This window comes from Caulobacter sp. CCNWLW153 (genome assembly GCF_036889365.1).
Classification (GTDB): domain Bacteria; phylum Pseudomonadota; class Alphaproteobacteria; order Caulobacterales; family Caulobacteraceae; genus Caulobacter; species Caulobacter radicis.
This window is the reverse complement of record NZ_JBAKFV010000014.1, coordinates 147,262-170,194: the sequence shown is the minus strand read 5'-3', so window position 1 is coordinate 170,194 and position 22,933 is coordinate 147,262. Positions and strand designations below refer to the sequence as shown.

Here is a 22,933-nt window from a genome sequence, read left to right as displayed (position 1 = left end):
AAGGCCGGTCGGACCCCGGATCGTTGAAGAAAAGAGCATGAACGCCCGCTGGTCTCGTTGATCGGCGGGCGTTTGTGCTATGCCTGCGGGCATGACGCTGCAAACCGCACCCTCGATGGACTTCGCGCTCGGCGAGACGGCCGACGCGATTCGTGAAACCACGGCCCGCTTCGCCGCCGACAAGATCGCGCCGCTGGCGGCCCGGATCGACGAGACCAACGCCTTCCCGCGCGAGCTGTGGGTCCCGATGGGCGACCTCGGTTTGCACGGCATCACGGTCGAGGAGGAGTTCGGCGGCCTTGGCCTGGGCTATCTTGAGCACGTGGTGGCCATGGAGGAGATCTCCCGCGCCTCGGCCTCGGTGGGCCTGTCGTACGGCGCGCACTCCAATCTCTGCGTCAACCAGATCCGCCGCTGGGCGACGCCTGAGCAGAAGCAGCGCTACCTGCCCAAGCTGATCAGCGGCGAGCATGTCGGCTCCCTGGCCATGAGCGAGGCCGGCGCCGGCTCGGACGTCGTCTCGATGAAGCTGCGCGCCGAGCAGGTCGGCGACCGCTACGTGCTGAACGGGACCAAGTTCTGGATCACCAACGCCCCGCACGCCGATACGCTGGTGGTCTACGCCAAGACGGGCGAGGGCAGCCGCGGCATCACCGCCTTCCTCGTCGAGAAGGGCATGAAGGGGTTCCGCGTCTCCAGGAAGCTCGACAAGATGGGCATGCGCGGGTCCGACACCGCCGAGCTCGTCTTCGAGGATTGCGAGATCCCGGAAGAGAACGTCATGGGCCCGGTGGGCGGCGGCGTCGGGGTGCTGATGAGCGGTCTCGACTACGAGCGCGCCGTGCTCAGCGCCGGTCCGCTGGGCATCATGCAGGCCTGCCTCGACTACGTGCTGCCCTATGTGCGTGACCGCAAGCAGTTCGGCCAGGCGATCGGCTCGTTCCAGCTGATGCAGGGCAAGGTCGCCGACATGTACGTGGCCCTCAACTCGGCCCGCGCCTATGTCTACGCCGTGGCCCGCGCCTGCGACGCCGGCAAGACCACCCGCTTCGACGCCGCCGGCGCGATCCTGATGGCCAGCGAGAACGCCGTGAAGGTGTCGCTGGAAGCCATCCAGGCCCTGGGCGGCGCCGGCTACACCAAGGAGTGGCCGGTCGAGCGCCTGCTGCGCGACGCCAAGCTCTACGACATCGGCGCCGGCACCAACGAAATCCGCCGCTACCTGATCGGCCGCGAGCTGGTCGGGGCGTAGGGGGGATCGGCGTCCCGCGCGCGTAGCTGTTCGACGAGCTTTTCGATCTTGGCCGTGACGGCCGCTGCCAGGGCCTCCTTCTCGCGGGCGCGGCGCGAGCGGCCCCGACGAGGAGCCGGCTTCCTGGTCTTGGGTCCGGCCATGGGGTCTCCTGACGGGCACGGGATATCGGCCGGGCGCCGAAGGGCGCTCGGGTCGGGGAGGGGGCGGAGCGCCGGGCCACGCCCGGAAGCTGTTTGAGCAAATACCGTTTCGACGAAGCCCGAACGCTCCGCGCCGCCGTTTTCCATCAGCCTCCGGCCGGCGGCGCTGTTGACGCCTTGCCGGATCGCGCCTTGCGGTTTCCCGAATGGCGCGCCGCGGGGCGGGAGGGTCCTGGGTAGGAGCGTCTCTCCCGTCTATCCCCGGCGAAGCCGATGGCGGGCGGGCCTGGCCAGCGCCAGGTCCCGAGCGTCCGGCTTTCCCGGCCGGACTCGATCCCGCTCGACAGCATCCCCAAACCGCGAAGGTCGCTGGCCGCGCGCCCTCCCCATCGCTTCGAGACCCGGCGAGTATGGGGCGAGGGGAGCAAGCGGGGGTATGGCGGAGCGAGGGTGAGGCTTTTCAGCGGCTTACGGCCGGAAGAGTGTTGCGTGGGGCGGGCGCTCTGGATCCTCCCCCTGAAGGGGGAGGCGGCCCGGAGGGCCGGAGGGGGAAGTCCCTGATGAGTTGGAGCGTCTGCTTGCGCCGCAATTTCTTCCCCCTCAGTCGCTCCGCGACAGCTCCCCCTTCAGGGGGAGCATCTTGATGAACGGGCCGGCGGGTCCCTATTGACCAAATCATAACTCAAAAGTTATAGAAATCGCATAACTCTTGAGTTATTGATTGTCCCCATGGAAACCCAGACCGACCTTCTGTTCCGCGCCCTGGCCGACCCCACCCGCCGGGCCCTGTTCGAGCGGCTGTGCCGCGAGGGCGAGCAGACGGTGGGGGCGCTGACGGCGACGGCGGGGGTGTCGCAGCCGGCGGTGTCCAAGCACCTGGCGGCGCTGAAGGCGGCCGGGCTGGTCGCCGACCGGCACGAGGGCCGGCAGACCCACTACAGCCCCCGTACGGCGGCTCTCGGGCCGCTGGCGGACTGGACGAAAGAGATGGCGCGGTTCTGGGAGGGGCGGTTCGACGCCCTCGAGGATCTGCTGAGCAGGATGGACCAATGACCGATACGCGCACCGCCGTCGTCGAGCGGGAATTCTCGCATCCCCCGGAAAAGCTGTGGCGGGCGCTGACCCAGCCGCACCTGATCGAGGAATGGCTGATGAAGAACGACTTCGCCCCCCAGATCGGCCACCGCTTCCAGCTGAAGGGCGAGTGGGGCGGGACGCTGGACTGCGAGGTCCTGACCGTCGAGCCGGGCCGCGTGCTGGCCTACCGCTGGGACTTCGAGCACGAGGACCCGGCCTACGGCCTCAAGAGCATCGTGACCCTGACACTGACGCCCACCGCCGGCGGCACGCACCTGCGCATGGAGCAGGCCGGCTTCCGCCCCGACCAGAAGCAGGCCTACGGCGGCGCCCACGCCGGCTGGAAGACCTTCTTCGACAAGCTGGACGGACTGCTGGCGAAGGAAGGGTAGGGGACGGGCGTTTCAAGATCCGTACTTCCCCGCGAAGGCGGGGACCCAAGCTGACTTTCATGGGGAGGCGCGGCCGCGCGTCAGGGCCCGGCTCGGCTTGGATCCCCGCCTTCGCGGGGAAGCTCGGTGGAAAGTCGGGGGTGGCCCCGTAGAAACAAAGGGAGGACACCATGAGCGGCTTCATCCGCCAGAGCCATCGCTGGCTCTCCATCGCCTTCACCCTGGGCGTGCTGACCTACATCGTCGTGATGAGCACGCGCGGCCAGCCGGCGGCCTGGGTCGGGCTGCTGGCCCTGATCCCGTTGATCCTGCTGCTGGTCTCGGGGCTTTATCTGTTCGCGCTGCCCTACGTGCTGCGCTGGCGGAGGAAGGGCTGAGCCATGACGGGCGATACCGGGCCGGTGAAGCTGCTTTCGGGCGGCAATCCGCAGATTCCCAAGGGCGACGGCGACGGACCCGTTCAGGCCTATATCGCCGCCATGCCGGGCTGGAAGCGCCAGGTGGGCGAGCGGATCGACGCCGTGGTCGCCCGCGAGGTTCCCGGCGCGCGCAAGGCGGTGAAGTGGAACTCGCCGTTCTACGGCGCGCCGGACGGCGAGGGCTGGTTCCTCAGCCTGCACTGCATGACCCGTTACGTGAAGGTGGCGTTCTTCAAGGGCGCGGCCCTGGAGCCGCCGCCGCCGGGGCCGTCGAAGCAGGCCAATGTCCGCTATCTCGACGTCTACGAAGACAGCTTGGGCGATGGGGGCTGGGACGAGGCCCGGTTCGCCGACTGGGTGCGACAGGCCGCGGCCCTGCCCGGCGAGAAGATGTGAGGGAGGAAGAAGCGATGAAGGCGGGAGCCACGGGCGAGCCCCAAAGCGGCGTTGAAGCCGGCAAGCTGATCGACGAGCGCATCGCCTCGCTGGGCGACTGGCGCGGCGAGACCCTGGCCAGGGTGCGGGCCCTGATCCACGAGGCCGATCCGGACGTGCTGGAGGAGTGGAAGTGGCGCGGCACCCCGGTGTGGTCGCACGCCGGCATCGTCTGCACCGGCGAGACCTACAAGGCCTACGTCAAGCTGACCTTCGCCAAGGGGGCGTCGCTGCCCGATCCGAAGGGGCTGTTCAATTCCAGCCTGGAGGGAAACACCCGCCGGGCCATCGACATCCACGAGGGCGCGGCGATCGACGCGGCGGCGCTGAAGGCGCTGTTTCTGGCGGCGGTGGAGCTGAACCTGAGCAAGAAGGGCTGAGCCCTTCCTTCTTCCCGTCATTCCCGCCCTTGTGGCGGGAAACCCTGGTTCCGCTCGCACGTGAGACGCCAGCGGATCGCTGGCGATCCGCCCCTCCCGCCCTTGCGGCTGACAGAGGGGTTCCCGCCACAAGGGCGGGAATGACGGGAGGTGGGGGAGGGGGGACCGAGGAACAAAAAAGCCGCCCCGGTCGCCCGGGACGGCTTTCTCGTTTCGCTCTCGCGACGCCTTAGTACTTGAAGGTGGCGCCCATGAAGAAGCGGCGGCCGGCGTAGCCGGTGTTGATCAGGCGGATATCGCCGGCCCAGCTGGTTTCGTCTTCCTTCGTGAGGTTCTTGCCCTCGGCGAAGAACGACAGGCCCTTCACCGGCGTGCGCCAGGTGATCTTGCCGTCCAGGTAGCCGGTCGGGTCGCGGAAGATCGGGTTGCCCGACTGGTCCGCGGCCGTGACCAGGTATTCCGAACGGTAGTTGTAGGCCAGGCGGGCGTTGATCGGGCCCTTATCGTACCAGAGCGTGGCGTTGTAGCTGTGCTCCGACAGGCCCGGATAGGGCAGGGACGAGCCGTCCAGCGAGCTGAACACGCCGACGTCCTTGGCCTTCTGGTAGGTGTAGTTCAGGTCGACGCCGAAGCCCGACAGCAGGCCCGGCAGCCAGGTGAAGGCGGTCTTGGCCGTCAGTTCCAGGCCCGAGATCTTGGCGCCGTCGCCGTTGATGTAGGTGTTGTAGTAGTACAGCGTGCCGTCGCCGAAGATGTCCTGCTGGCCCAGGTTGGTCCGCTGCGACAGGTAGAACGACTTGATGTCCTTGTAGAAGAAGCCGGCCGACAGCTGGGTGTCGGTGTCCGGATACCACTCGAACGACAGGTCGTACTGGTCGGCGCGATAGGGCTTGAGGCCCGGGTTGCCGGCCGAGCAGCTGTCGGGACCGTCTTCGGCCGTGCCATCGTTGGTGTAGTTGATGGTGCAGGTGACGTTCGGGATGATGAAGTTGCCCAGCGGGCGGGCCATCAGCTGGGCGTAACCGGCGCGCGCGCTCAGGCGGTTGTCGATCAGCCAGGTCTGGATGTTGAAGCTGGGCAGCCAGATCGTGTAGTCGCGCTTGAACGTCGCCTGGGTGTTGGACACCGTGTTGGTCGAGGCGACGCCGTTGACCAGGCGGGTTTCGTTGCGGGTCACCTGACCGGTCGACGACGTCTCGGTGTAGACGCGGCGCAGGCCGAAGTTGCCGAGCACCTCACGGCCGCCGAGGTCGAAGCCGTAGTCCAGTCGCAGGTACTGGGCGTTGGTCTTCTCGTCGATGCTGTAGGGGATCTGGTCGTAGGTCTTACCGTCGTTGCCGACGCCCTGATACAGGTTGTTCAGGTTGAAGTGGCTGGTGTCCAGGTATTGGGAGATGCCGGCGAAGGTCGGATACTTCCAGGTCGAGGGCAGGCCGTTGCCGGCATAGTAGAAGTTCGACGGCAGGTCGGTCATCGCCGCGGCGAAGACCTGGTTCGAGAAGGCGCGCGACCAGTTCTCGGTCGAGTTCCAGTAGCTGGTCTGGTAGGCGTTGCCGAGCACCGGGTTGGTCTGGTCGGCGGCCTGGCCGTTGACCACCGTGGCGGTCGAGTTGACCGAGTTGGCGTAGATGACGATGTCGTCCAGCGCGCTGGTCGGGTTGGCGCCGCCGTCGATGACGCGACCGCCGTAGCCGTAGCCCGAGATCGCCGCGTTGGAGTAGCGGCCGCCGAACTTGATCGACTTGATGATCGGCAGTTCGGTCCGGTACTCGAAGTCGATCTTGTACTGGTCTTCCGAGTTGGCCGACTGCGAGGGACGGTACTGGATCTGGTACTGGTTGACCGCCGCGGCGTCCGACGGGCTGAAGCCCGGGGCGAAGGTGAAGATCGGCGCCGAGGTGCCGTCGGCCAGGGTGACCTTCAGGCCCGGCGTGTTGAACGACACCGAGGCGTTGTTGGTCTCGCTGATGGTCTCGGTCGTGGCGTTCGAGCCGACGAAGTCGATCTTCCAGCGGTCGTTCTGGTAGTTGAAGCCGTAGGTGACGTACTCGGAGTCCGTCTCGTAGGTGAAGTCGCGCGACGAGATGCTGAAGGCGTTGTTGCCGCCGCGGTTGGCGGTGCCCAGGCAGTCGCCGATGACGAATTCGGTGACGTTGTGGTTGGCGTCGACCTTCACGCCGGGGACGTTCTGGGCCGTGGCCGGCGTCACGCGGGCGCAGCCGGGGCCGTAGTTCAGGGCGTCGAGCGACGTCAGGCCGGTGCCGTAGTTGATGTCGTTCATCACGTCTTCGCGCTTGTTGCGCTGATAGGTGACGTACGCCGTCAGGTCGTCGGTGAACTTGTACTGGGCGGTCAGTTCGGCCGACGAGCGCTTGGAGTCGCGGTCCCAGACGCGGTAGCGCGGCACGCGCGGGCTGTAGTCGTACCACTGGCTTTCGCAGGCGGTGCGGGCCTGGGCGTTCGACAGCACCGAGGAGTCCGGGGTGACGACGCTGGCGCAGCTGGCTTCGGTGTTGAAGCCGCGCAGGTAGTCGTTGACCGTCTGGTTGTAGGCCGGGTTGTAGTACTCGACGGTCTTCTCGGCCGTGTTGTCGAAGTCGGCCAGGCGGGCCCACGAGTTGCCGTCGTAGTAGTCGCCGCGGGTGATGACGCGGTCATAGGTCAGGTTGCCCATCAGGCCCAGGCGGCCTTCGAACAGCTGGGTGGCGCCGAACAGGTTGCCGCGCGGCTTCCAGCCGCCCTGGGTGTCGAGTTTCTGGCCCGAGGCGGTCATCGAGAAGGTCGGCTTCTTGAAGTCCAGCGGCTTGTTGGTGGTCACCGAAACGGTGCCGCCGACGCCGCCTTCGGTCATGTCGGAGGTGAAGCCCTTGAACACGTCGATCGACTTGACCAGTTCCGAGGGCAGCTCGCGGAAGTCGTTCGAGCGGCCGCCGCCGCCGTAGACGCTGAGGTTGCCGGCGGTCGACAGGGCGCCCACGCCGTTGATCTCGACGCGGTTCAGGTCGGGCTCGACGCCGCGGATCGACACCGCGTTGCCTTCGCCGAAGTCGCGCGCCAGCTGGACGCCGGTGATGCGGCCCAGGGCCTCGCCGACGTTCTTGTCGGGGAACTGGCCGATGTCTTCGGCGACGATCGAGTCCGAGACGGTGTTCGCGCGCTTCTTGCGGCCCATGGCCGATTGCAGGCTGGCGCGGGTGCCGACGACGATGACTTCCTCGACGGCGGTCTCGGTGGACGCGCCGGTGTCCTGGGCAGGGGCCGGAGCCGTCTGGGCGAGGGCCGAGCCGCCGCCGATCATCAGCAGGATGGCCGCCATGCCCGTGGTGCGCAGCAGTCCGTTATCGCGTCGGACCTTGGTGTTGACCTTCATAGTATTCCTCCAAGCGTGGGCGGCGAACCGCCCGGGCCAGCGGCGTCTCTCGAGGCGGCCGGCTTTAAAGTCGTGAGATGGAAGCCTGGGCGGCGGGAGCGTCCGACGAAGACCGGCAGTCGAATCGGAAGTCCCCGGGCCCGGGCCGTTGCGATGCGCGAAGGTCGAGGACAGGACGAACCCGGCGGCGCTGTGCGCTCTGGCGGGCAAGTCCTGACGGCGGGCCTGGGGTAAGGAGCTGACGCCTCGACGGCCGGCGGCGAAACGCTGCGCCGGTCCGTATCTCGATCTTCTGCGATCGTGCGCGTGTTGCGGGCACGCGGCACTGTCTAAGGCGGTCTGTCGTCCCGCCGCGAACCTTTGGTCTCTGCGTACGGAACGTATCCATCCATTTCCAAACCGAAGCGTCGAGTCAACGGTCGGGAGACAAAATTACGTTCGTGAGGCCCGTAGCCCCATTCATGTGACAATTAAAGCACTTTGTTCCCATATGGTGGAATGCTTTTGCAACAATCGGGATTAGTGCTTGATTTTGGCGCTCATCCTGCTCAGTGTGGCGACATTCGGCGCGTCCGCGCGCCCGGCCGACGGCAAGATCGGGATTGAGAGGAAGCGACAGGAGATGCCCAAGCGGCCCTTCCCAAGCTCCAACCGCCCCGCCCGAACCGCCTGCCGTCTGGGGTAGTCAGCAAGGAGGGACAGTCATCCCACCGGTCGCTTCGGCGGCGCGCCCGGAGCCATCGGAAGACGGCTCAGGCGCGACGAGGATACCGGTGTCTATAGCGGTCTTTTAGTCACTACAGATTGTGGTCGCGTTTCTCGGCGTTGTGTGTGCGTGCCGTGGTCGACGCTTCCGGAAGGCGGGTCTCGCAAGGGGTTGCGGGCGCGCCGGAAAGCACTGACCGTCCCGTCCTGCAGAGGGCGGGGCGAATTCCATTTCCTGGGGGGCTCCGCCGGGCGTCGATGCGCCTGGCGAGTCTGTCGGCCGCGCTTCGTGGAGGCGCGAGCGAGGCGCGCGGGCACCGAGATTTTCTATTCCCGAAACATCACTGCAAACGAAGAAGCCCCGGAACTGGTCCGGGGCTCCCGATCCGTTCACGGCCTGCGCTCGGGCGCGGGGTCGAAGAACGGCATTTGTCCGCAAAAGGCGCTGGAGGTCAGATTTGACCCATGGTCTTCACGGAGCGTTCCAGCGCGTTCGCGATCGACAAATGAGACACTGGATCACCTCCTTTCGGCTGCGCGCCACAACCTGACGCAACACTAAGGTTGGGTGCGCGCGCGTCGTTGGCAAGAGGCGCGACGTCGCAGGGCGACGGGGCGGTGCGGAGGTGTTTCGGCGAGCAGAGTGGGGGCAGCCCCGGGTCGCGCAAAGGGGGGGCGATGCGCGATCCGGGGCCGCGCTCCTGGAAACTGGCTAGAGGGCGCGCCAGGCCAGGAGGATCAGGGTCCAGAGACCAAGGTTGAGGGCCAGGGCCGCCACGCGGGGGCCGTTCACGCGCGCGGCCAGGGCCACGGCGCGCGGGCGCTGGGCGTGGGGAGCGGCGGTGGCGGCGGTGCGGGTCACGGCGATGGTTCCTTTGGATGGCTGGGCGACGCTGCGTGCGTCGCTCTTACCCTCTTAAGATAGGAAGCCGGTCGATGGTTTCATATGCGACAAAACCGACGCGCCCCTGCATGGTCGTGCGCGAATTGTCGCAGAGAGTCGCGCCATGCCCGCCTGGGATCCGGACGTCTATTCCCGCTACCGCGCCTATCGCGACCGGCCGGCCCTGGACCTGATGCTGAAGATCCCTCGCGACCTTGATCCGAGCGAGATCTGGGACCTGGGCTGCGGGCCGGGCGAGCACGCCGCCCTGCTGGCCGCGCGGCATCCCGGGGCGGTGGTCCACGGCCTGGATTCGAGCCCGCAGATGCTGGAGCGCGCAAGAGGGCAGGGCGCGGACGTCGACTGGGTGCTGGGCGACATCGGGTCGTGGCGCCCCGCCGTCGCGCCGGACCTGATCTTCACCAACGCCGCCCTGCAGTGGCTGGACGGGCACGAGGCGCTGTTTCCGCGCCTGCTGGAAAGCCTGGCGTCCGGCGGGGTGCTGGCCTGCCAGATCCCGCAGGTCGAGGACGCGGGCTGGCGGCGCAGCCTGCGCGAGGTCGCCGCCGACGGTCCGTGGGCCGGCAGGCTGGCGGCGCTGGACGGCGTGCGCCAGGGCCACGACCCGCGCGCCTATCACGACTGGCTCTCGCCGCTGGCTTCGGACCTCGACGTGTGGGTGACGACCTATGTCCACGCCCTGGAAGGCGACGACCCGATCGTCGACTGGACCTCGGGAACGAGCCTCCGGCCCTATCTGGAGCGGCTTGGGCCGGGTGACGAAACGGCCGCGTTCCTGGCGGCGTGGCGCGAGCGGCTGGCCGAGGATTATCCCAGGCGGGCTGACGGGATCACGCTGCTGCCGTTCACGCGTCTGTTCGTGGTGGCGCGGCGGTAGACGTTACTGATCCCTCTCTTCGAGAGAGGGATCAAAAAACTACCCCATCTCCGCCAGGCTCTTCCTTCGCCTAAGCTCCGTCACCGGAACCTCCAGGCTGTCCAGGGCCAGCGCCGCCGCCTCGAAGCCCGCCGCCACGGCCGGCTCGAAGGCCTTCCAGTCGCGGATGTCGACGCCTTCCAGCTTGGGCGTGATCAGCACGTCGCTGGCCTCGCGGCTGGCGGCCAGGTCGCGGCCGGTGGAGACCGTGGCCGCGCGCATCAGCAGGGCGACGATCGGCGGGCCCTTGCGCCATTCGCCCGAGCACAGCCAGCGCCAGAACGACGGCGGCGTGACGATGTCGTCGGCGGTGATGCTGCGGCCGCGGGTGACGTCGACGCCGATGATGGGCCCCAGCTGGAAGGCGCGCATGACGTCGGCGGGGAAGTTCTTCATCACCGCCCCGTCGACCAGCACGGCCTCGCCGTCGGTCACCGGCGGCAGCACGCCGGGCAGCGAGATCGAGGCCCGCAGCGCCTGGTGCAGCGGCCCCGTGCGATGCAGGTGATAGGCGCCGGAGGTCAGGTTCGACGAGACGCAGAAGAACGGCAGCCACAGGTCGGCGATGTCGATGTCGCCGAAGTGCTCGTGCAGGCGATCCTTGACCTTCTCGCCCCGGGTCATGGCGATCAGGGGAAAGGCGATGTCGTCCAGCGGGCTGGACTCCACGAAGGCCTGGCGGATGCGGGTCTCCATCTCGCCGTCGTCCCAGCCCATGGCCAGGCCCGCCGCGACGATGGCCCCCATCGAGGCGCCGCCGACGAAGTCGATGGGCACGCCGCGCTCGCGCAGGGCCTGGACGGCGCCGACATGGGCGTAGGCCCGCGCGCCGCCGCCGGAGAGGACGAGGCCCACCGATTGCCCGGTGAGCACCCGGGCCAGCCGCTCGACGTCGGCCAGGCCGTTTTCGCGCAGATGGAACAGGCGGGCGGCGTCGGTGGCCTCCAGCCAGGCCTGCGAGCCCCGCGGCCGCTTGGCGCCGGGCGGCTGGATCAGGATCAGGTCGATCAGGCGCTGGGCCTGGAGGGGGCGCGAAGCGTAGGTCGGCAGTTCGACCGGCGGGCGGTGGTCGCCGCGACCGACCCGGAACAGGCGGTCGACCTGGCGGCCGACCACGTGCTTCCAGGCCGTCTCGCCCATCTCGGCGACGTACAGCACGAAGTCGTGGGTGCGCTCGACGCGGCTGAACCATTCGGTGGGGGCCAGCAGGCTCTCGCCGCCCTCGACGGTGACGGCGTAGCCCAGCGAGGCGATGCAGCGGGCGATGCGCTCGATGATCGGGCGGATCGGCGGGCCGTCGCTGGCGGCGATGAAGCCGTAGACCGACGGATCGCCGATCGAGGCGTGGGCGCCGGCCTGGCGGGCGCGGCGGATCATCAGCCGCGACAGCTCGATCATCACGTCGGGGTCGCGCTCGACCGCCTCGAAGAAGGCCGTGCGGGGCAGGGCCAGGACCTCGGAATCACGCAAGGCGACCATGTGGGCCGAGTGCGGGGCGCCGGCGATCATCGCCATCTCGCCGGCCGGTTCGCCCGGGCGGATCACGCCCAGGAACTGCGGCTCCTGGCCTTCTTCCCGCCTGAACGCGCCCAGGCGGCCGGTGCGCAGGAAGTAGAGGTGGTCGGAGGCCTCGCCCGGCGCATAGAGTAGGGAGCCGCCGGGCAGGGAGAACCAGGCGGCGTCGCCCTCGCGCCCTTCGCGCGCGAACAGCCGGGCCAGGGCCGAGTCGGCCATGAAGTCGGGTAGGGTGACCACGAGACGGACGCTAAACGGAACCGGCGAGCTTTGCCAATGAGGGTGAAATATCGCCGCTTTCGGATGGAAACGGAAAAGGCTATGCCTCGCCTATGCCGAAGCTGAACACGCTTATTGACAAGAACAGCGCTTCGTTCGCGAAAAACGCTGCCCACAACACGGCCCTGGTGGAGGAACTGCGCGAAAGGGTCGCGACCGCGGCTCTCGGGGGCTCGGAGAGCGCCCGCCAGAAGCACGCCGCCCGTGGCAAGCTCCTGCCCCGCGAGCGGGTGGAGCGCCTGCTCGATCCGGGCTCGCCGTTCCTGGAGATCGGCCAGCTGGCCGCCTTCGACCTCTACAAGGGCGAGGCGCCGGGCGCGGGGATCATCGCCGGCATCGGCCGGGTGTCGGGCCGCGAGGTGATGATCGTCGCCAACGACGCAACGGTGAAGGGCGGCGCCTACTTCCCGATGACGGTGAAGAAGCACCTGCGCGCCCAGGAGATCGCCGAGCAGAACCGCCTGCCGTGCGTCTATCTGGTCGACAGCGGCGGCGCGAACCTGCCCCACCAGGCCGAGGTGTTCCCCGACCGCGACCACTTCGGCCGCATCTTCTTCAACCAGGCGCGGATGAGCGCCCGGGGCATCGCCCAGATCGCCTGCGTCATGGGGTCTTGCACCGCCGGCGGCGCCTATGTGCCGGCGATGAGCGACGAGACCGTCATCGTGCGCGAGCAGGGCACCATCTTCCTGGCCGGCCCGCCGCTGGTGAAGGCCGCCACCGGCGAGGTCATCTCGGCCGAGGAACTGGGCGGGGCCGACACCCACGGCCGCCGCTCGGGCGTGGTCGACCACGTGGCCGACGACGACGAGCACGCGCTGGAGATCGTCCGCTCGATCGTCGCCAACCTGAACGCCGAGAAGCGGCACGAGGCGGTGGTCGCCGACGCCGAGCCGCCGCTCTACGACCCCGAAGAGATCTACGGCGTCGTGCCGACCGACGTGCGCGCGCCCTACGACGTGCGCGAGGTGATCGCCCGCGTCGTCGACGGTTCGAAGTTCGACGAGTTCAAGGCCCTCTACGGCACGACCCTGGTCTGCGGCTTCGCCCGCATCTGGGGCCAGCCGGTGGCGATCCTGGCCAACAACGGCGTGCTGTTTTCCGAAAGCGCGCTGAAGGGCGCGCACTTCATCGAACTGGCCTGCAAGCGCAAGATCCCGCTGGTGTTCCTGCAGAACATCTCGGGCTTCATGGTCGGCGGCAAGTACGAGGCCGGCGGCATCGCCAAGGACGGCGCCAAGCTGGTGACGGCGGTGGCGAGCGCGGAAGTGCCGAAGTTCACGGTGCTGATCGGCGGCAGCTTCGGGGCCGGCAACTACGGCATGTGCGGCCGGGCCTACAGCCCGCGCTTCCTGTTCACCTGGCCCAATTCGCGCATCTCGGTGATGGGCGGCGAGCAGGCCGCCAGCGTGCTGGCCACGGTGCACCGCGACGCGGCGACCTGGACGCAGGACGAGGCCGAGGCCTTCAAGGCCCCGATCCGCCAGCGCTACGAGGACGAGGGCAACCCGTACCACGCCACCTCGCGGCTGTGGGACGACGGGATCATTGATCCGGCTCAAACCCGCGACGTGCTGGGCCTGGCCATATCGGCCAGCCTGAACGCGCCGATTCCGGAGACGACCTTCGGCGTCTTCAGGATGTGACCGTGCAAGCGGAACCTCGGCTTTGGGCGTATCGTTGACGAGGGCCGTGCGTGGACCCCGTCCTTCGACAGGCTCAGGGTGAGGTCCAAGGCGCGGACCGTAGAAAAACCTCATCCTGAGCTTGTCGAAGGGCGAGGTTTTCGCCCCAGTGTGTGACGGCTGACTTCAACAAGGAGCGTGCTCATGACCAACCCCATCGCCGACCCGATCGTCGAGGTGCCGGACACCGACGCCATGAGCCCGCTGGTCCACATGGACTCCACGCCCGAAGGGGCGGTGACGGTGTGGATCAACCGGCCGGAGAAGAAGAACGCCTTCGACCAGGCGACCATCGCCGCCCTGGCCCAGGCCTTCGAGACCCTGCACGGGGCCGAGGGCGTGCGGATCGTGTTCCTGCGCGGCGCGGGCGGCACGTTCTGCGCCGGCGCGGACCTGGAATGGATGGCCGCCGCCGCCGAGTGGGACGAGGACGACAACCGCGACGACGCGTTGGAACTGGCGCGGATGCTCAAGGCCCTGCACGACATCCCGGCCCTGACCGTGGCCCTGGTCGAGGGCGCGGCCTTCGGCGGCGGCGCCGGCCTTGTCGCGGCCTGCGACCACGCGCTGGCCACGGCCGACGCCAAGTTCGCCTTCTCGGAGGTGAAGCTGGGCCTGACGCCGGCCACCATCAGCCCCTACGTCATCGCCGCCCTGGGTCCGCGCACGTCCAAGCTCCTGTTCGCCACCGGCCGGGTGTTCGACGCCGACGCGGCCTGGAGCTACGGCCTGGTCGACGAGGTGTTTGACGACGTCGAGGGTCTGGTCGCCGCCCAGGAGGCGCTGATCGAGGAGGTGATCGTCTGCGCGCCTGGCGCGATCGGCGACGCCAAGGCCCTGGTCAACGACTTCGCCTTCGAAAAGATCGATCGCGGCCTGATCGACGACAGCGCCCGCCGCATCGCCCGCCGCCGCGTCTCCGACGAGGGGCAGGAAGGCGTGCGGGCGTTCCTGGCCAAGCGCAAGCCCAGCTGGATAGCCGAGGGCTAGCCGCCTAGCCGGCCGGGGTCCTGTCGCGCACTTCGATGATAAGCGACAGGATCACGCCCACGGCCATGCCGATCAGCATCCACAGGGTGCTGGTGACCAGCCAGGAGTCGACCACGGCGTCGAGGCCTCGGCTGAGCCAGAACAGCACGAACATGCCGTAGTAGCGGGTCTTGGCGAGCGCCTCGCCAAGGGCTGCGGTGGGCAGCCTGTGGCCGATGGCCAGGGCCAGCACGCTGGCGACGCAGAGCGGCGCCCAGGACGGCGGCGTCTCGCCGACCATCCGCCACGCCGCCACGCCGGCCGCGATCGTCGCCGCCAGGAAGGCCAGCGAACCGACGAGACGCGGGGTCCTGCCCATTTCCAGATGCCAGGCCTGGATTGTCTGGGCGCCGCCGCGGAAGTCGACGGCCGCCGCCACGACCAGGGCCGCCAGCATCGACGGGGTGACGACGTCGACGTCGAACAGCGGCAGGGTGAGCGCCCATGCGAAGGGCACGGCCTGGCCGAGCAGCCGCTGGTGCAGGGGAAGGGCCAGCCCTGACGGCGGATCGGTGGTGGTGAAGGTCCAGGCCAGCAGGAGGGCGCCCAGGCCCGCCACCGCCAGCGGGCTCCACAGGGTGTCGGGCAGCAGCGCCGAGACCGGCAGCAGCAGCAGGCTGAGCGGCGCCCAGCCGATCCTTTCCAGGGCGCCGGCGCGCCAGGAGCGGTGGACCTCCCAGGCGGTCTTCAGGCGCAGGTAGCCTTGCAGGTAGAAGAGCTGGGCCGCCAGGATGACGGCGGCCGTGGCGAGATAGGCCGCCAGTATGGCCGCGGGCGACAGGCCGGCGACGCCGGCGATCAGCGGCGCCAGCAGCGGCGCGCCCAGCGTGAACCAGATCATGCCCGAGCTCAGCCGGGGGCGCGCGTACCGCTGTCGCCAGGCGGCGACCGTCTGGGCGTCGAAGCCGGCCATCAGCACCTCGTGGCCGTCGCCCAGGCGCTCCAGCAGGGTCTTCATGACGATCTCGAAGCGCGGATTGAGGCGCCGCCATAGCGAGACCTTGGCCGTCGGCGGTCCTTGCAGCACGGCGACGACCGCGCGCGCCTGCTCGTCGTTGCGCACCAGACGGTCGCGGCGCTCGACGAAGTCGCGGCGCTGGATGATCGCCTGGACGACGTCCGACGGCTCGAAGTGCAGGTCGTCGCGCCGCCAGCGAAAGGCGTCGACCGCCGGGGCGAGCAGGGCGTCCGAACGCGGCGCGGCCTCCAGCAGCAGGTGGGAGATCCGGGTCTCGACCTCGTCGGCGACCGCGATCTGCTCCAGCGCCTCGGCGTTCAGGACGGCGTGGAAGGCGGCCTCGAGTTCGGTCGCAGGCGCCATCTCGTGACCACGCAGCAGGAGTTCGAGACGCTCGATCCTGGCCTGTAGCTCCTCGGCCTCGGGCGTCAGCGGCGTGGGCGAGGCGGGAGGGGCGCGCTCCAGCGTCGCCAGGGCGACAGGCGCGAGGGTCGGCGCGGCGGCGTACGGATCGCCGGCCTGGGCGTCATGGTCGCCTTCGCCGCCCTCGTCTTCTTCCCACATCCAGTCCCAGCCGATCCGGGCGACCGCCTCGTCGTGGGCCTCGCGCAGGCGCATGAAGCCCTCGGCGTCGTCTTCGGGATTGGTGACGCGAAGCTTGCGGGCATAGGCGCGGCGGATGGCGTCGCGGTCGCGGGTCGGGGCGATGCCGAGCACGTCCCAGATGTCGTGGCTCACAGGAAGCTCTCGCCTTCCAGTTCGTCCAGGGCGGCCAGCAGCTGCTGGCGGGCGGCGTCGATCTGGCGCGGATCCTGGCCGTCGAGCACGCCTTCGAACTGCGACAGCAGCATGCCGACATGCTCGCGCACGTCGCCCAGGAACATCTCGTAGCAGCGCTGGGCGCGGGCCACGGCGGCGCGGTTGGCGTCGTTGTCGCGCGGATTGACCTTCAGCGCGGCCAGGGCGGCGCGGCGGACCTCCAGGTCGGGAGCGTTGCGGTCGTCCTCGTCGACGATGACGAGCTGCCGGCGCTCGTTGGTCTGGGGCACCAGGACGTCGATCTCGATCAGGCCGTTGACGTCGTAGCTGAAGCGGCATTCCAGCGCGATCTCGCCGGCCTTGGCGGGCGGGACGGGGATCTCGACCTCGCCCAGGCGGACGTTCTCGGAGACCATCCGCGCCTCGCCCTGATAGATGCCGAACAGCACCTTGCGCTGGCCGTTCTGCATGGTGCTGAAGATCTTCGAGCGGCTGGCCGGAACCACCGTGTTGCGCTCGATGACCGGCGAGAAGATGCCGGTGCGCAGCACCCCGCCCGGGCCGTGCTCGCCGACGTCGACGCCCAGGGAGTAGGGGCAGACGTCGGTCATCACCACGTCCTTGAGGGCGACGTCGCGGCTCTTCAGGCCCGCCTGGATCGAGGCCCCGATCACCACGGCCTCGTCGGGATGGACGGCGGTGGAGGGGAAGCGGCCGAACATGCGGGTGACCGTGCGGCGCACCACGGGCATCCGCGTGGCGCCGCCGACCAGGATGATCTCCTTCAGGTCGTCCGGGCGCAGGCCGCCGTCGCGCAGGGCCCGGGTGACGGGTTCCTTCAGCTTGGCCAGCAGCGGCGCGGCGGCGGCCTCGAAGTCCTCGGCGGTGACTTCCAGCGTGTAGGCCTGGTCCTTCCAGGTGACCGTCATCTCGGCGCGGTCGGCGGTGGTCAGGGCGCGGCGAGCCTTCTCGGCGGCCGCTTCCAGGCGGGTGGTGAGGGCCTCGCCGAGCAGGTCGGCGGCGAAGGCCTCGCGGTGGGCGGCCCGCATGCGGTCGACCAGCACCTTGTTGAAGTCCTCGCCGCCCAGCCGGTTGTCGCCGGTGGAAGAGCGCACCTCGATGACGCCTTCGAAGATCTCGAGGACCGACACGTCGAAGGTGCCGCCGCCGAGGTCGAAGACCAGGAAGCGGGTCTCGTCGGCCAGCTCGTGGATGCCGTAGGCGAGGGCGGCGGCGGTGGGTTCGTTGAGCAGGCGCTCGACCTTCAGCCCGGCCAGTTCGCCGGCCCGGCGGGTGGCCTTGCGCTGCTTGTCGTTGAAATAGGCCGGGACCGTGATGACGGCCTCGCGCACCGGCTCGCCCAGATAGGCCTCGGCGTCGGTCTTGAGCCGCGCCAGCACCAGGGCCGACAGCTCCTCGGGGCTGTAGGACTTGTCGCCCAGCCGCGTGGCGCGGGTCGTGCCCATGTAGCGCTTGAAGGTGGTCGCCGTCAGGTGCGGGTGGGTCGAGCGCCGCTCGCGCGCGGCCAGGCCCACCAGCAGCGCGCCGTCGTCGTCCAGGCCCACGGCCGAAGGGGTGAGCACCGCGCCCAGGCTGTTGGGCACGAGCTCGACCTTGCCGTCCCGCCAGACGCCCACGGCGCTGTTGGTGGTTCCCAGATCGATGCCGATGATCACGCGACGCTCCCCCGTACGCAAACTCAAGCTTGGGTTTAGCCTCGCCGGCGTCGAGAACCAAGGGCGCGTGGGTGGTGGGAGCGGAGCTGCGGGCGGACGGGGGATTTATCCCCTTGCTCCCGCCGTAAAAACGCGCATCTAGGCCCCATGCGCCGGTTCGACTTTTCCAGCCCCGACTTCGCCCAGGCCTTCAAGGCCTTCCTCGACGAGCGCCGCGGTTCGCCCGCCGACGTCGACGCCGCGACCGCGGATGTGCTGGAGGCCGTGCGACACGGCGGTCTCGACGCCGTGCTCGACTACACCCGCCGCTTCGACAAGGTGGAGCTGACGCCCGACACCGTGCGCGTCACCGCCGAGGAGATCGAGGCGGGCGCGGCCGATTGCTCGCAAGAGGTGCGCGAGGCCATCGCCTTCGCCGCCGCCCGCATCCGCGCCTATCACAGCCGCCAGCGTCCGGCCGACCAGGCCTGGACCGACGAGGCCGGCGTCGAGCTAGGCTGGCGCTGGACGCCGCTGGAGGCCGTGGGCGTCTATGTGCCCGGCGGCCGCGCGGCCTATCCCTCGACCGTGCTGATGAACGCCGTGCCCGCCCAGGTGGCCGGCGTCGACCGCATCGCCATGGTCACCCCGCCCGGCAAGCTTCAGCCGGCGGTGCTCGCAGCGGCCAAGGAAGCCGGCGTGACCGAGATCTGGCGCGTGGGCGGGGCCCAGGCGGTCGCCGCCCTGGCCTATGGCGCGGGTCCGATCCAGCCGGTCGACAAGATCGTCGGCCCCGGCAACGCCTATGTCACCGCCGCCAAGCGTCGCCTGTACGGCGTGGTCGGCATCGACGCCCTGGCCGGTCCGTCGGAGATCGTGGTGGTGGCCGACGCCAAGAATGATCCCGACTGGATCGCCGCCGACCTGCTGAGCCAGGCCGAGCACGACCCGGCCGCCCAGTCGATCCTGATCACCGACGACGAAGGTTTCGCCGCCGCCGTCGAGGCGGCCGTGGCCGAACGCCTCAAGACGCTGGCCACCGGCGAGGACGCCGCCGCCTCGTGGCGCGACCACGGCGCGGTGATCATCGCCCCGCTCGACGAGAGCCCGGCCCTGGTCGACGCCATCGCCCCCGAGCACGTCGAGTTCGCCCTGGACGAGCCCGAACGGCTGGCCGACCGCGTGCGCCACGCCGGAGCGATCTTCCTGGGCCGCCTGACGCCGGAAGCCATCGGCGACTACGTGGCCGGCTCCAACCACGTGCTGCCCACCAGCCGCGCGGCGCGCTTCCAGTCGGGCCTGTCGATCTACGACTTCATCAAGCGCACCTCGATCGTGAAGTGCGATGCGGCCTCGTTCGGGATCCTGGGGCCGCACACCGCGGCGCTGGCGCAGGCCGAGGGGCTGCCGGCCCACGCCTTGTCGGCGTCCATCCGGCTTTCCGGCGGCTGATGGCGGACGAGCGCACGCAGCGGCGCGTCGAGGCCCTGATGGCCAAGGCCGACGGGCAGTTGGCTCGTGGCCGCTTCAAATCCGCCTGGAAGACCGGTCTGCGCCTCTATCGCCTGCGCTTCTCAGGATCCTATGAGATCCGGGCCAAGGCCTATGAAGGTCTCGGGCGACCGCTGGCCGCGCGGGCGATTCTGGCGCGAGGCGTGCGGCGCGCGCCCAACGCGCCCATGCTGTGGTCTCTGTTCGGCGCGGCCTTGTCGGACGCGGGCCTCTACGATCAGGCGATCCGGGCGTTCGAGACCGGCCGGGGCATCGAGAGCAACGCCAATCTCGCGGTGTTTCGAGGCAATCAGGCCTTGGCCCTGGTCAGGGCCGGGCGGCTGCACGAGGCCGAGGCGCTGCTCGCGGCCGCTCCCGCCGGCGAACCCGGCGCCGAAACGTGCCAGGCCGTCGCCCTCCTAAACGGCGTTCGCGCGGATCTCGACGCGGCTCGCCAATTGCCATCTTCGTCCTGACAGGCAAATCTCCCTTCGATGTCCGACGACGCCAGCAAGCACTTCCTGAAGACGATCGCCATCGACGAGGATTCGCTGGCCGCGGCCTCGCGCGACCAGGAGCAGGAGCGCCAGGTCGCGATCTTCGACCTCTTGGACGAGAACTATTTCGAACCGGCCGAGGCGCAGGGCGGGCCCTATGACCTGAAGCTGTCGCTGATCGAGAACCGCCTGGCGCTCGACATCGTCGGCGGCGGCTACGAGAAGCGGCACCTGCTGTCGCTGTCGCCGTTCCGCGGGGTGATCCGCGACTACTTCATGATCTGCGACAGCTACTACCAGGCGATCCGCAACTCGACGCCGCAGCAGATCGAGGCCTTGGACATGGGCCGGCGCGGGCTGCACAACGAAGGCTCGGCCTTGCTGCGCGAGCGGCTGGACGGCAAGGTGAAGACCGATCTCGACACGGCCCGGCGCCTTTTCACCCTGATCTGCGCGCTGCACTGGCGGGGCTGATCGTGGTCGATCTGCCCGATGCGGTGCTGTTCACCTGCAACTACAACCGCGTGCGCTCGCCGATGGCCGAGGCGTTGTTCAAGCGGTTCTACGGAACCCGGTCGTATGTCGACTCGTGCGGCCTGAAGCCTGATCCGGCCGGGGAGGGGATCGACCCCTTCGTGGTGGCGGTGATGGACGAGATGGGCGTCGACGTCGCGACCCACCGGCCCAAGACCTTCGACGAACTGGAGGACGACAGCTTCGACGTCGTCGTCTCGCTGACGCCGGAAGCCCAGCACCGGGCGGTGGAGCTGTCGCGCGACCGCGCCGTCGAGATCGAGTACTGGCCGACCCACGATCCGACCCTGGTGAACGACGGCTCGCGCGAGGCGATGCTGGCCGCGTATCGTGAGGTTCGCGACACGCTTTCGGCCGCGATCCGCGCGCGTTTCGGGACACCATCGACGTTCGGGGGGTGAATGCGCTATAAGCCCCGCCTCGCAGCCGCGGCTCGCGTCACGACTCGCCCACGGGTCGCGCGGGCCGCGTTGCTATTGAACCCCTGTTGAGAGGCCTGATGGCTAAGGAAGAACTGCTTGAGTTTCCCGGTACGGTCAGCGAACTGCTGCCCAACGCCACCTTCCGCGTGAAGCTCGAGAACGATCACGAGATCATCGCCCACACCGCCGGCAAGATGCGCAAGAACCGCATTCGCGTGCTGGCCGGCGACAAGGTGCTCGTGGAAATGACGCCCTACGACCTGACCAAGGGCCGTATCACCTACCGCTTCAAGTAAGCCGGGCGCGCACATGACGGTCGCCCAGCCTTCGCTGGTCCTGGCCAGTGCGAGCCCCAGGCGCTTGGACCTGTTGGCCCAGGTCGGCGTAACCCCCGACCGGGTCGATCCCGCCGACATCGACGAGTCGCCGCTGCGCGACGAGGCTCCGCGCCGCCATGCCCTGCGCCTGGCGCAGGAGAAGGCGCGCGCCGTGGCCGCGCGCTCGCCGGGCGATTTCGTGCTGGCCGCCGACACCGTGGTGGCCGTGGGGCGCCGCATCCTGCCCAAGGCCGAGACCGAGTCCGACGTCCGCTATTGCCTGAAGCTGCTGACCGGCCGCGCCCACAAGGTGCTGACCGGCGTCGCGCTGATCGGGCCGGACGGAACGATCAGCTCGCGGGTGATCGAGACGCGGGTGGTGTTCAAGCGCCTGTCCGACGCCGAACTCGAATCCTACGTCGCCAGCGGCGATTGGCGCGGCAAGGCCGGCGGCTACGGCGTGCAGGGCGTGGCCGGCGGCTTCATCGTCGACCTGCAGGGCTCGTATCCCAGCGTGGTCGGTCTGCCGCTGTACGAGACCCTGTGCATGCTGGACGGCAAGGGCTGGACCCGTCGCGAGGCCGCCGCATGAGCGAGCGTCGCGCCTATCTCTACAAGGGCGTCGGCGAGACCGTCGGCGTCGTCACCCTGGACGGCCGGCCCGAGCGCCTGATCGTGCAGTGGCCGGGCGATGATCCGCTGGACGCCGAGGGCGTGCGTGGCGTGGCCCGGGTGAAATCCATCGAGCGCGCCTTCGGGGCGGCCTTCGTGGCCCTGCCGGGCGGCGGCGACGTGCTGCTGCCGATCAAGCCCGACATGCCCAAGCTGGTGCAGGGCGGTCTGGTCGAGATCGAGATCCGCACCGCTTCGCGCGCCGACAAGGCCGCCGTGGCCCGCTTCATCGGCGAAGGCGAGGGGGAGCCGCGCGTGCTGGCCGCCGCCCCGACGCTCGATGAGCAGTTGCGCCACTATGTGAAGGCCGGCTCGCCGACGACGGGCGAGCGCGCCCTCGAGGCGGTGGAAGCCGCCGAGGCCGACATTCTGGAAACGGTCTTCGCCCTGCCGGGCGGCGGCGACGTCGCCATCGAAACGACCCGCGCCCTGACCTCGGTCGATGTCGACCTGGGCGGTCGCGAAGGCGACGCCAAGCGCGCCGCCCGCCAGGCCAACATGGCCGCGATCGGGGTTTCGGCCCGGGTGATGCGCCTGAAGGGCCTCGGGGGGCTGGTGGTGTTCGACCTCGTCGGGCGCGGCCATGACGGCCAGGCCCTGACCGTGGCCGCCCGCAACGCCTTCGCGCCCGACAATCCGGGCGTGGCCGTCGGGGCGATCAGCAAGTTCGGGGCGCTGGAGATGGCCCTGCCGCGTCGCGCGCGGCCGGTCATGGAGCGGCTGGTGGACGCGCGAGGCGGCTGGACCGCCCCCTACGCCGCTCGTCGCCTGGCTCGCGCCATTGAGCGGGAAGGGCGCGCCGATCCCGGCGGCCGCCTGGCCGCCCGCTGCGCCCCGGCCGTGCTGGAGGCCTTCGCCGAACTCGACGCAGGCCTCGCCGAGCGCCTGGGTCGCCGTTTCACCGTTTCCGCCGAGCCCGGCTGGAGCAACGATCGTATCGAGGTGTCCGCGGCATGAGCAGCGCCTGCCCCATCTGCGGCAAGCCCGCCCAGGACGCCACGCGTCCGTTCTGCTCCAAGCGTTGCGCGGACGTCGACCTGCAACGCTGGCTGTCGGATCGCTACGTCGTGCCAGGCGCCCAGGACGACGAGGAAAACCCTCCATCCACAGACTTCGACAATTAGTCG

The 22,933-nt window shown here is 69.3% G+C and carries 23 protein-coding genes; 17 read left to right on the top strand and 6 right to left on the bottom strand.

Annotated features, from left to right (window positions below):
• The first annotated feature begins 91 nt into the window (after window positions 1-91).
• Window positions 92-1,252 (top strand): isovaleryl-CoA dehydrogenase, encoded by a 1,161-nt coding sequence (locus V6S85_RS20725; protein ID WP_334350097.1) that lies wholly within the window; start codon window positions 92-94, stop codon window positions 1,250-1,252.
• Here the strand turns inward: V6S85_RS20725 and V6S85_RS20720 are convergent.
• Window positions 1,219-1,395 carry a hypothetical protein gene (locus V6S85_RS20720; RefSeq protein ID WP_334350096.1) on the bottom strand — a complete coding sequence of 59 codons (177 nt, stop codon included), beginning with the start codon at window positions 1,393-1,395 and terminating at the stop codon, window positions 1,219-1,221. The genes V6S85_RS20725 and V6S85_RS20720 overlap by 34 nt on opposite strands.
• Window positions 1,396-2,124: 729 nt before the next feature.
• Here V6S85_RS20720 and V6S85_RS20715 point away from each other — a divergent pair.
• The 5 genes from V6S85_RS20715 to V6S85_RS20695 all read left to right on the top strand — a co-directional run bounded on the left by V6S85_RS20715 (window position 2,125) and on the right by V6S85_RS20695 (window position 4,098).
• Window positions 2,125-2,448, top strand: coding sequence for an ArsR/SmtB family transcription factor (locus V6S85_RS20715; protein WP_116568347.1), 324 nt, complete (start codon window positions 2,125-2,127; stop codon window positions 2,446-2,448).
• A complete protein-coding gene (locus tag V6S85_RS20710) occupies window positions 2,445-2,864 on the top strand; it encodes an SRPBCC family protein (RefSeq protein ID WP_334350095.1) in 420 nt (139 codons plus the stop codon). The genes V6S85_RS20715 and V6S85_RS20710 overlap by 4 nt, the downstream gene beginning before the upstream one ends.
• A 170-nt stretch (window positions 2,865-3,034) precedes the next feature.
• Window positions 3,035-3,241 (top strand): hypothetical protein, encoded by a 207-nt coding sequence (locus V6S85_RS20705; RefSeq protein ID WP_101719470.1) that lies wholly within the window; start codon window positions 3,035-3,037, stop codon window positions 3,239-3,241.
• A gap of 3 nt (window positions 3,242-3,244) precedes the next feature.
• On the top strand, window positions 3,245-3,679 hold the full coding sequence (locus V6S85_RS20700; RefSeq protein ID WP_116568351.1) for a DUF1801 domain-containing protein: 435 nt from the start codon (window positions 3,245-3,247) through the stop codon (window positions 3,677-3,679).
• A 14-nt stretch (window positions 3,680-3,693) separates the two neighbouring features.
• Complete coding sequence (locus V6S85_RS20695; RefSeq protein WP_334350094.1) at window positions 3,694-4,098, top strand: DUF1801 domain-containing protein; 405 nt, start codon at window positions 3,694-3,696, stop codon at window positions 4,096-4,098.
• 229 nt (window positions 4,099-4,327) lie between these two features.
• On the opposite strand, the gene V6S85_RS20690 is transcribed toward V6S85_RS20695, so the two are convergent.
• Both V6S85_RS20690 and V6S85_RS20685 read right to left on the bottom strand, forming a co-directional pair.
• Window positions 4,328-7,468, bottom strand: a complete 3,141-nt coding sequence (locus V6S85_RS20690; RefSeq protein WP_334350093.1) for a TonB-dependent receptor — start codon at window positions 7,466-7,468, stop codon at window positions 4,328-4,330.
• 1,417 nt (window positions 7,469-8,885) lie between these two features.
• Window positions 8,886-9,035 carry a hypothetical protein gene (locus V6S85_RS20685; protein ID WP_158278063.1) on the bottom strand — a complete coding sequence of 50 codons (150 nt, stop codon included), beginning with the start codon at window positions 9,033-9,035 and terminating at the stop codon, window positions 8,886-8,888.
• A 145-nt stretch (window positions 9,036-9,180) separates the two neighbouring features.
• Between V6S85_RS20685 and V6S85_RS20680 the strand changes: the two genes are divergently transcribed.
• A complete protein-coding gene (locus V6S85_RS20680; RefSeq protein WP_334350092.1) occupies window positions 9,181-9,954 on the top strand; it encodes a methyltransferase domain-containing protein in 774 nt (257 codons plus the stop codon).
• Window positions 9,955-9,993: 39 nt separating this feature from the next.
• On the opposite strand, the gene V6S85_RS20675 is transcribed toward V6S85_RS20680, so the two are convergent.
• Window positions 9,994-11,727, bottom strand: a complete 1,734-nt coding sequence (locus V6S85_RS20675; RefSeq protein WP_165828883.1) for a patatin-like phospholipase family protein — start codon at window positions 11,725-11,727, stop codon at window positions 9,994-9,996.
• 113 nt (window positions 11,728-11,840) lie between these two features.
• Here V6S85_RS20675 and V6S85_RS20670 point away from each other — a divergent pair, with 113 nt between their 5' ends.
• Both V6S85_RS20670 and V6S85_RS20665 read left to right on the top strand, forming a co-directional pair.
• Entirely contained in the window at window positions 11,841-13,433 is a 1,593-nt protein-coding gene (locus tag V6S85_RS20670; RefSeq protein WP_116568361.1) for a carboxyl transferase domain-containing protein, read from the top strand.
• A 183-nt stretch (window positions 13,434-13,616) separates the two neighbouring features.
• Window positions 13,617-14,462 carry an enoyl-CoA hydratase-related protein gene (locus V6S85_RS20665; RefSeq protein ID WP_334350091.1) on the top strand — a complete coding sequence of 282 codons (846 nt, stop codon included), beginning with the start codon at window positions 13,617-13,619 and terminating at the stop codon, window positions 14,460-14,462.
• A 4-nt stretch (window positions 14,463-14,466) separates the two neighbouring features.
• Here the strand turns inward: V6S85_RS20665 and V6S85_RS20660 are convergent, their stop codons facing one another.
• Together V6S85_RS20660 and V6S85_RS20655 are read right to left on the bottom strand one after the other, a co-directional pair.
• Complete coding sequence (locus tag V6S85_RS20660; RefSeq protein ID WP_334350090.1) at window positions 14,467-16,197, bottom strand: J domain-containing protein; 1,731 nt, start codon at window positions 16,195-16,197, stop codon at window positions 14,467-14,469.
• The gene (locus V6S85_RS20655; protein ID WP_334350089.1) at window positions 16,194-17,894 is read right to left on the bottom strand and encodes an Hsp70 family protein; all 1,701 of its coding nucleotides are present in this window, start codon (window positions 17,892-17,894) and stop codon (window positions 16,194-16,196) included. Before V6S85_RS20655 ends, V6S85_RS20660 begins: the two co-directional genes overlap by 4 nt.
• Window positions 17,895-18,041: 147 nt before the next feature.
• Between V6S85_RS20655 and hisD the strand changes: the two genes are divergently transcribed.
• From hisD to yacG, 8 genes are all read left to right on the top strand, one after another.
• The gene (gene hisD / locus V6S85_RS20650; protein WP_334350088.1) at window positions 18,042-19,325 is read left to right on the top strand and encodes a histidinol dehydrogenase; all 1,284 of its coding nucleotides are present in this window, start codon (window positions 18,042-18,044) and stop codon (window positions 19,323-19,325) included.
• The gene (locus tag V6S85_RS20645; protein WP_116568371.1) at window positions 19,325-19,840 is read left to right on the top strand and encodes a hypothetical protein; all 516 of its coding nucleotides are present in this window, start codon (window positions 19,325-19,327) and stop codon (window positions 19,838-19,840) included. The genes hisD and V6S85_RS20645 overlap by 1 nt, the downstream gene beginning before the upstream one ends.
• A gap of 18 nt (window positions 19,841-19,858) precedes the next feature.
• Window positions 19,859-20,335: a UPF0262 family protein gene (locus V6S85_RS20640; protein ID WP_116568373.1), complete on the top strand. Its 477-nt coding sequence runs from the start codon at window positions 19,859-19,861 to the stop codon at window positions 20,333-20,335.
• Window positions 20,335-20,796, top strand: coding sequence for an arsenate-mycothiol transferase ArsC (locus tag V6S85_RS20635; protein WP_116568375.1), 462 nt, complete (start codon window positions 20,335-20,337; stop codon window positions 20,794-20,796). Before V6S85_RS20640 ends, V6S85_RS20635 begins: the two co-directional genes overlap by 1 nt.
• 98 nt (window positions 20,797-20,894) lie before the next feature.
• Window positions 20,895-21,113: a translation initiation factor IF-1 gene (infA, locus tag V6S85_RS20630; protein WP_004617696.1), complete on the top strand. Its 219-nt coding sequence runs from the start codon at window positions 20,895-20,897 to the stop codon at window positions 21,111-21,113.
• A gap of 13 nt (window positions 21,114-21,126) precedes the next feature.
• Window positions 21,127-21,726 carry a Maf family nucleotide pyrophosphatase gene (locus V6S85_RS20625; protein ID WP_334350087.1) on the top strand — a complete coding sequence of 200 codons (600 nt, stop codon included), beginning with the start codon at window positions 21,127-21,129 and terminating at the stop codon, window positions 21,724-21,726.
• Entirely contained in the window at window positions 21,723-22,763 is a 1,041-nt protein-coding gene (locus V6S85_RS20620; protein ID WP_334350086.1) for a ribonuclease E/G, read from the top strand. The genes V6S85_RS20625 and V6S85_RS20620 overlap by 4 nt, the downstream gene beginning before the upstream one ends.
• Window positions 22,760-22,930 (top strand): DNA gyrase inhibitor YacG, encoded by a 171-nt coding sequence (gene yacG, locus V6S85_RS20615; RefSeq protein WP_116568382.1) that lies wholly within the window; start codon window positions 22,760-22,762, stop codon window positions 22,928-22,930. Before V6S85_RS20620 ends, yacG begins: the two co-directional genes overlap by 4 nt.
• Window positions 22,931-22,933 lie beyond the last annotated feature (3 nt).

Coding starts and splice junctions, on each gene's coding strand:
- infA (WP_004617696.1), top strand. CDS start 20,895: ATGGCTAAGGAAGAACTGCTTGAGTTTCCCGGTACGGTCAGCGAACTG.
- yacG (WP_116568382.1), top strand. CDS start 22,760: ATGAGCAGCGCCTGCCCCATCTGCGGCAAGCCCGCCCAGGACGCCACG.
- V6S85_RS20695 (WP_334350094.1), top strand. CDS start 3,694: ATGAAGGCGGGAGCCACGGGCGAGCCCCAAAGCGGCGTTGAAGCCGGC.
- V6S85_RS20720 (WP_334350096.1), bottom strand. CDS start 1,395: ATGGCCGGACCCAAGACCAGGAAGCCGGCTCCTCGTCGGGGCCGCTCG.
- V6S85_RS20725 (WP_334350097.1), top strand. CDS start 92: ATGACGCTGCAAACCGCACCCTCGATGGACTTCGCGCTCGGCGAGACG.
- V6S85_RS20705 (WP_101719470.1), top strand. CDS start 3,035: ATGAGCGGCTTCATCCGCCAGAGCCATCGCTGGCTCTCCATCGCCTTC.
- V6S85_RS20675 (WP_165828883.1), bottom strand. CDS start 11,727: ATGGCCGACTCGGCCCTGGCCCGGCTGTTCGCGCGCGAAGGGCGCGAG.
- V6S85_RS20625 (WP_334350087.1), top strand. CDS start 21,127: ATGACGGTCGCCCAGCCTTCGCTGGTCCTGGCCAGTGCGAGCCCCAGG.
- V6S85_RS20715 (WP_116568347.1), top strand. CDS start 2,125: ATGGAAACCCAGACCGACCTTCTGTTCCGCGCCCTGGCCGACCCCACC.
- V6S85_RS20710 (WP_334350095.1), top strand. CDS start 2,445: ATGACCGATACGCGCACCGCCGTCGTCGAGCGGGAATTCTCGCATCCC.
- V6S85_RS20690 (WP_334350093.1), bottom strand. CDS start 7,468: ATGAAGGTCAACACCAAGGTCCGACGCGATAACGGACTGCTGCGCACC.
- hisD (WP_334350088.1), top strand. CDS start 18,042: ATGCGCCGGTTCGACTTTTCCAGCCCCGACTTCGCCCAGGCCTTCAAG.
- V6S85_RS20700 (WP_116568351.1), top strand. CDS start 3,245: ATGACGGGCGATACCGGGCCGGTGAAGCTGCTTTCGGGCGGCAATCCG.
- V6S85_RS20680 (WP_334350092.1), top strand. CDS start 9,181: ATGCCCGCCTGGGATCCGGACGTCTATTCCCGCTACCGCGCCTATCGC.
- V6S85_RS20670 (WP_116568361.1), top strand. CDS start 11,841: ATGCCGAAGCTGAACACGCTTATTGACAAGAACAGCGCTTCGTTCGCG.
- V6S85_RS20665 (WP_334350091.1), top strand. CDS start 13,617: ATGACCAACCCCATCGCCGACCCGATCGTCGAGGTGCCGGACACCGAC.
- V6S85_RS20645 (WP_116568371.1), top strand. CDS start 19,325: ATGGCGGACGAGCGCACGCAGCGGCGCGTCGAGGCCCTGATGGCCAAG.
- V6S85_RS20640 (WP_116568373.1), top strand. CDS start 19,859: ATGTCCGACGACGCCAGCAAGCACTTCCTGAAGACGATCGCCATCGAC.
- V6S85_RS20620 (WP_334350086.1), top strand. CDS start 21,723: ATGAGCGAGCGTCGCGCCTATCTCTACAAGGGCGTCGGCGAGACCGTC.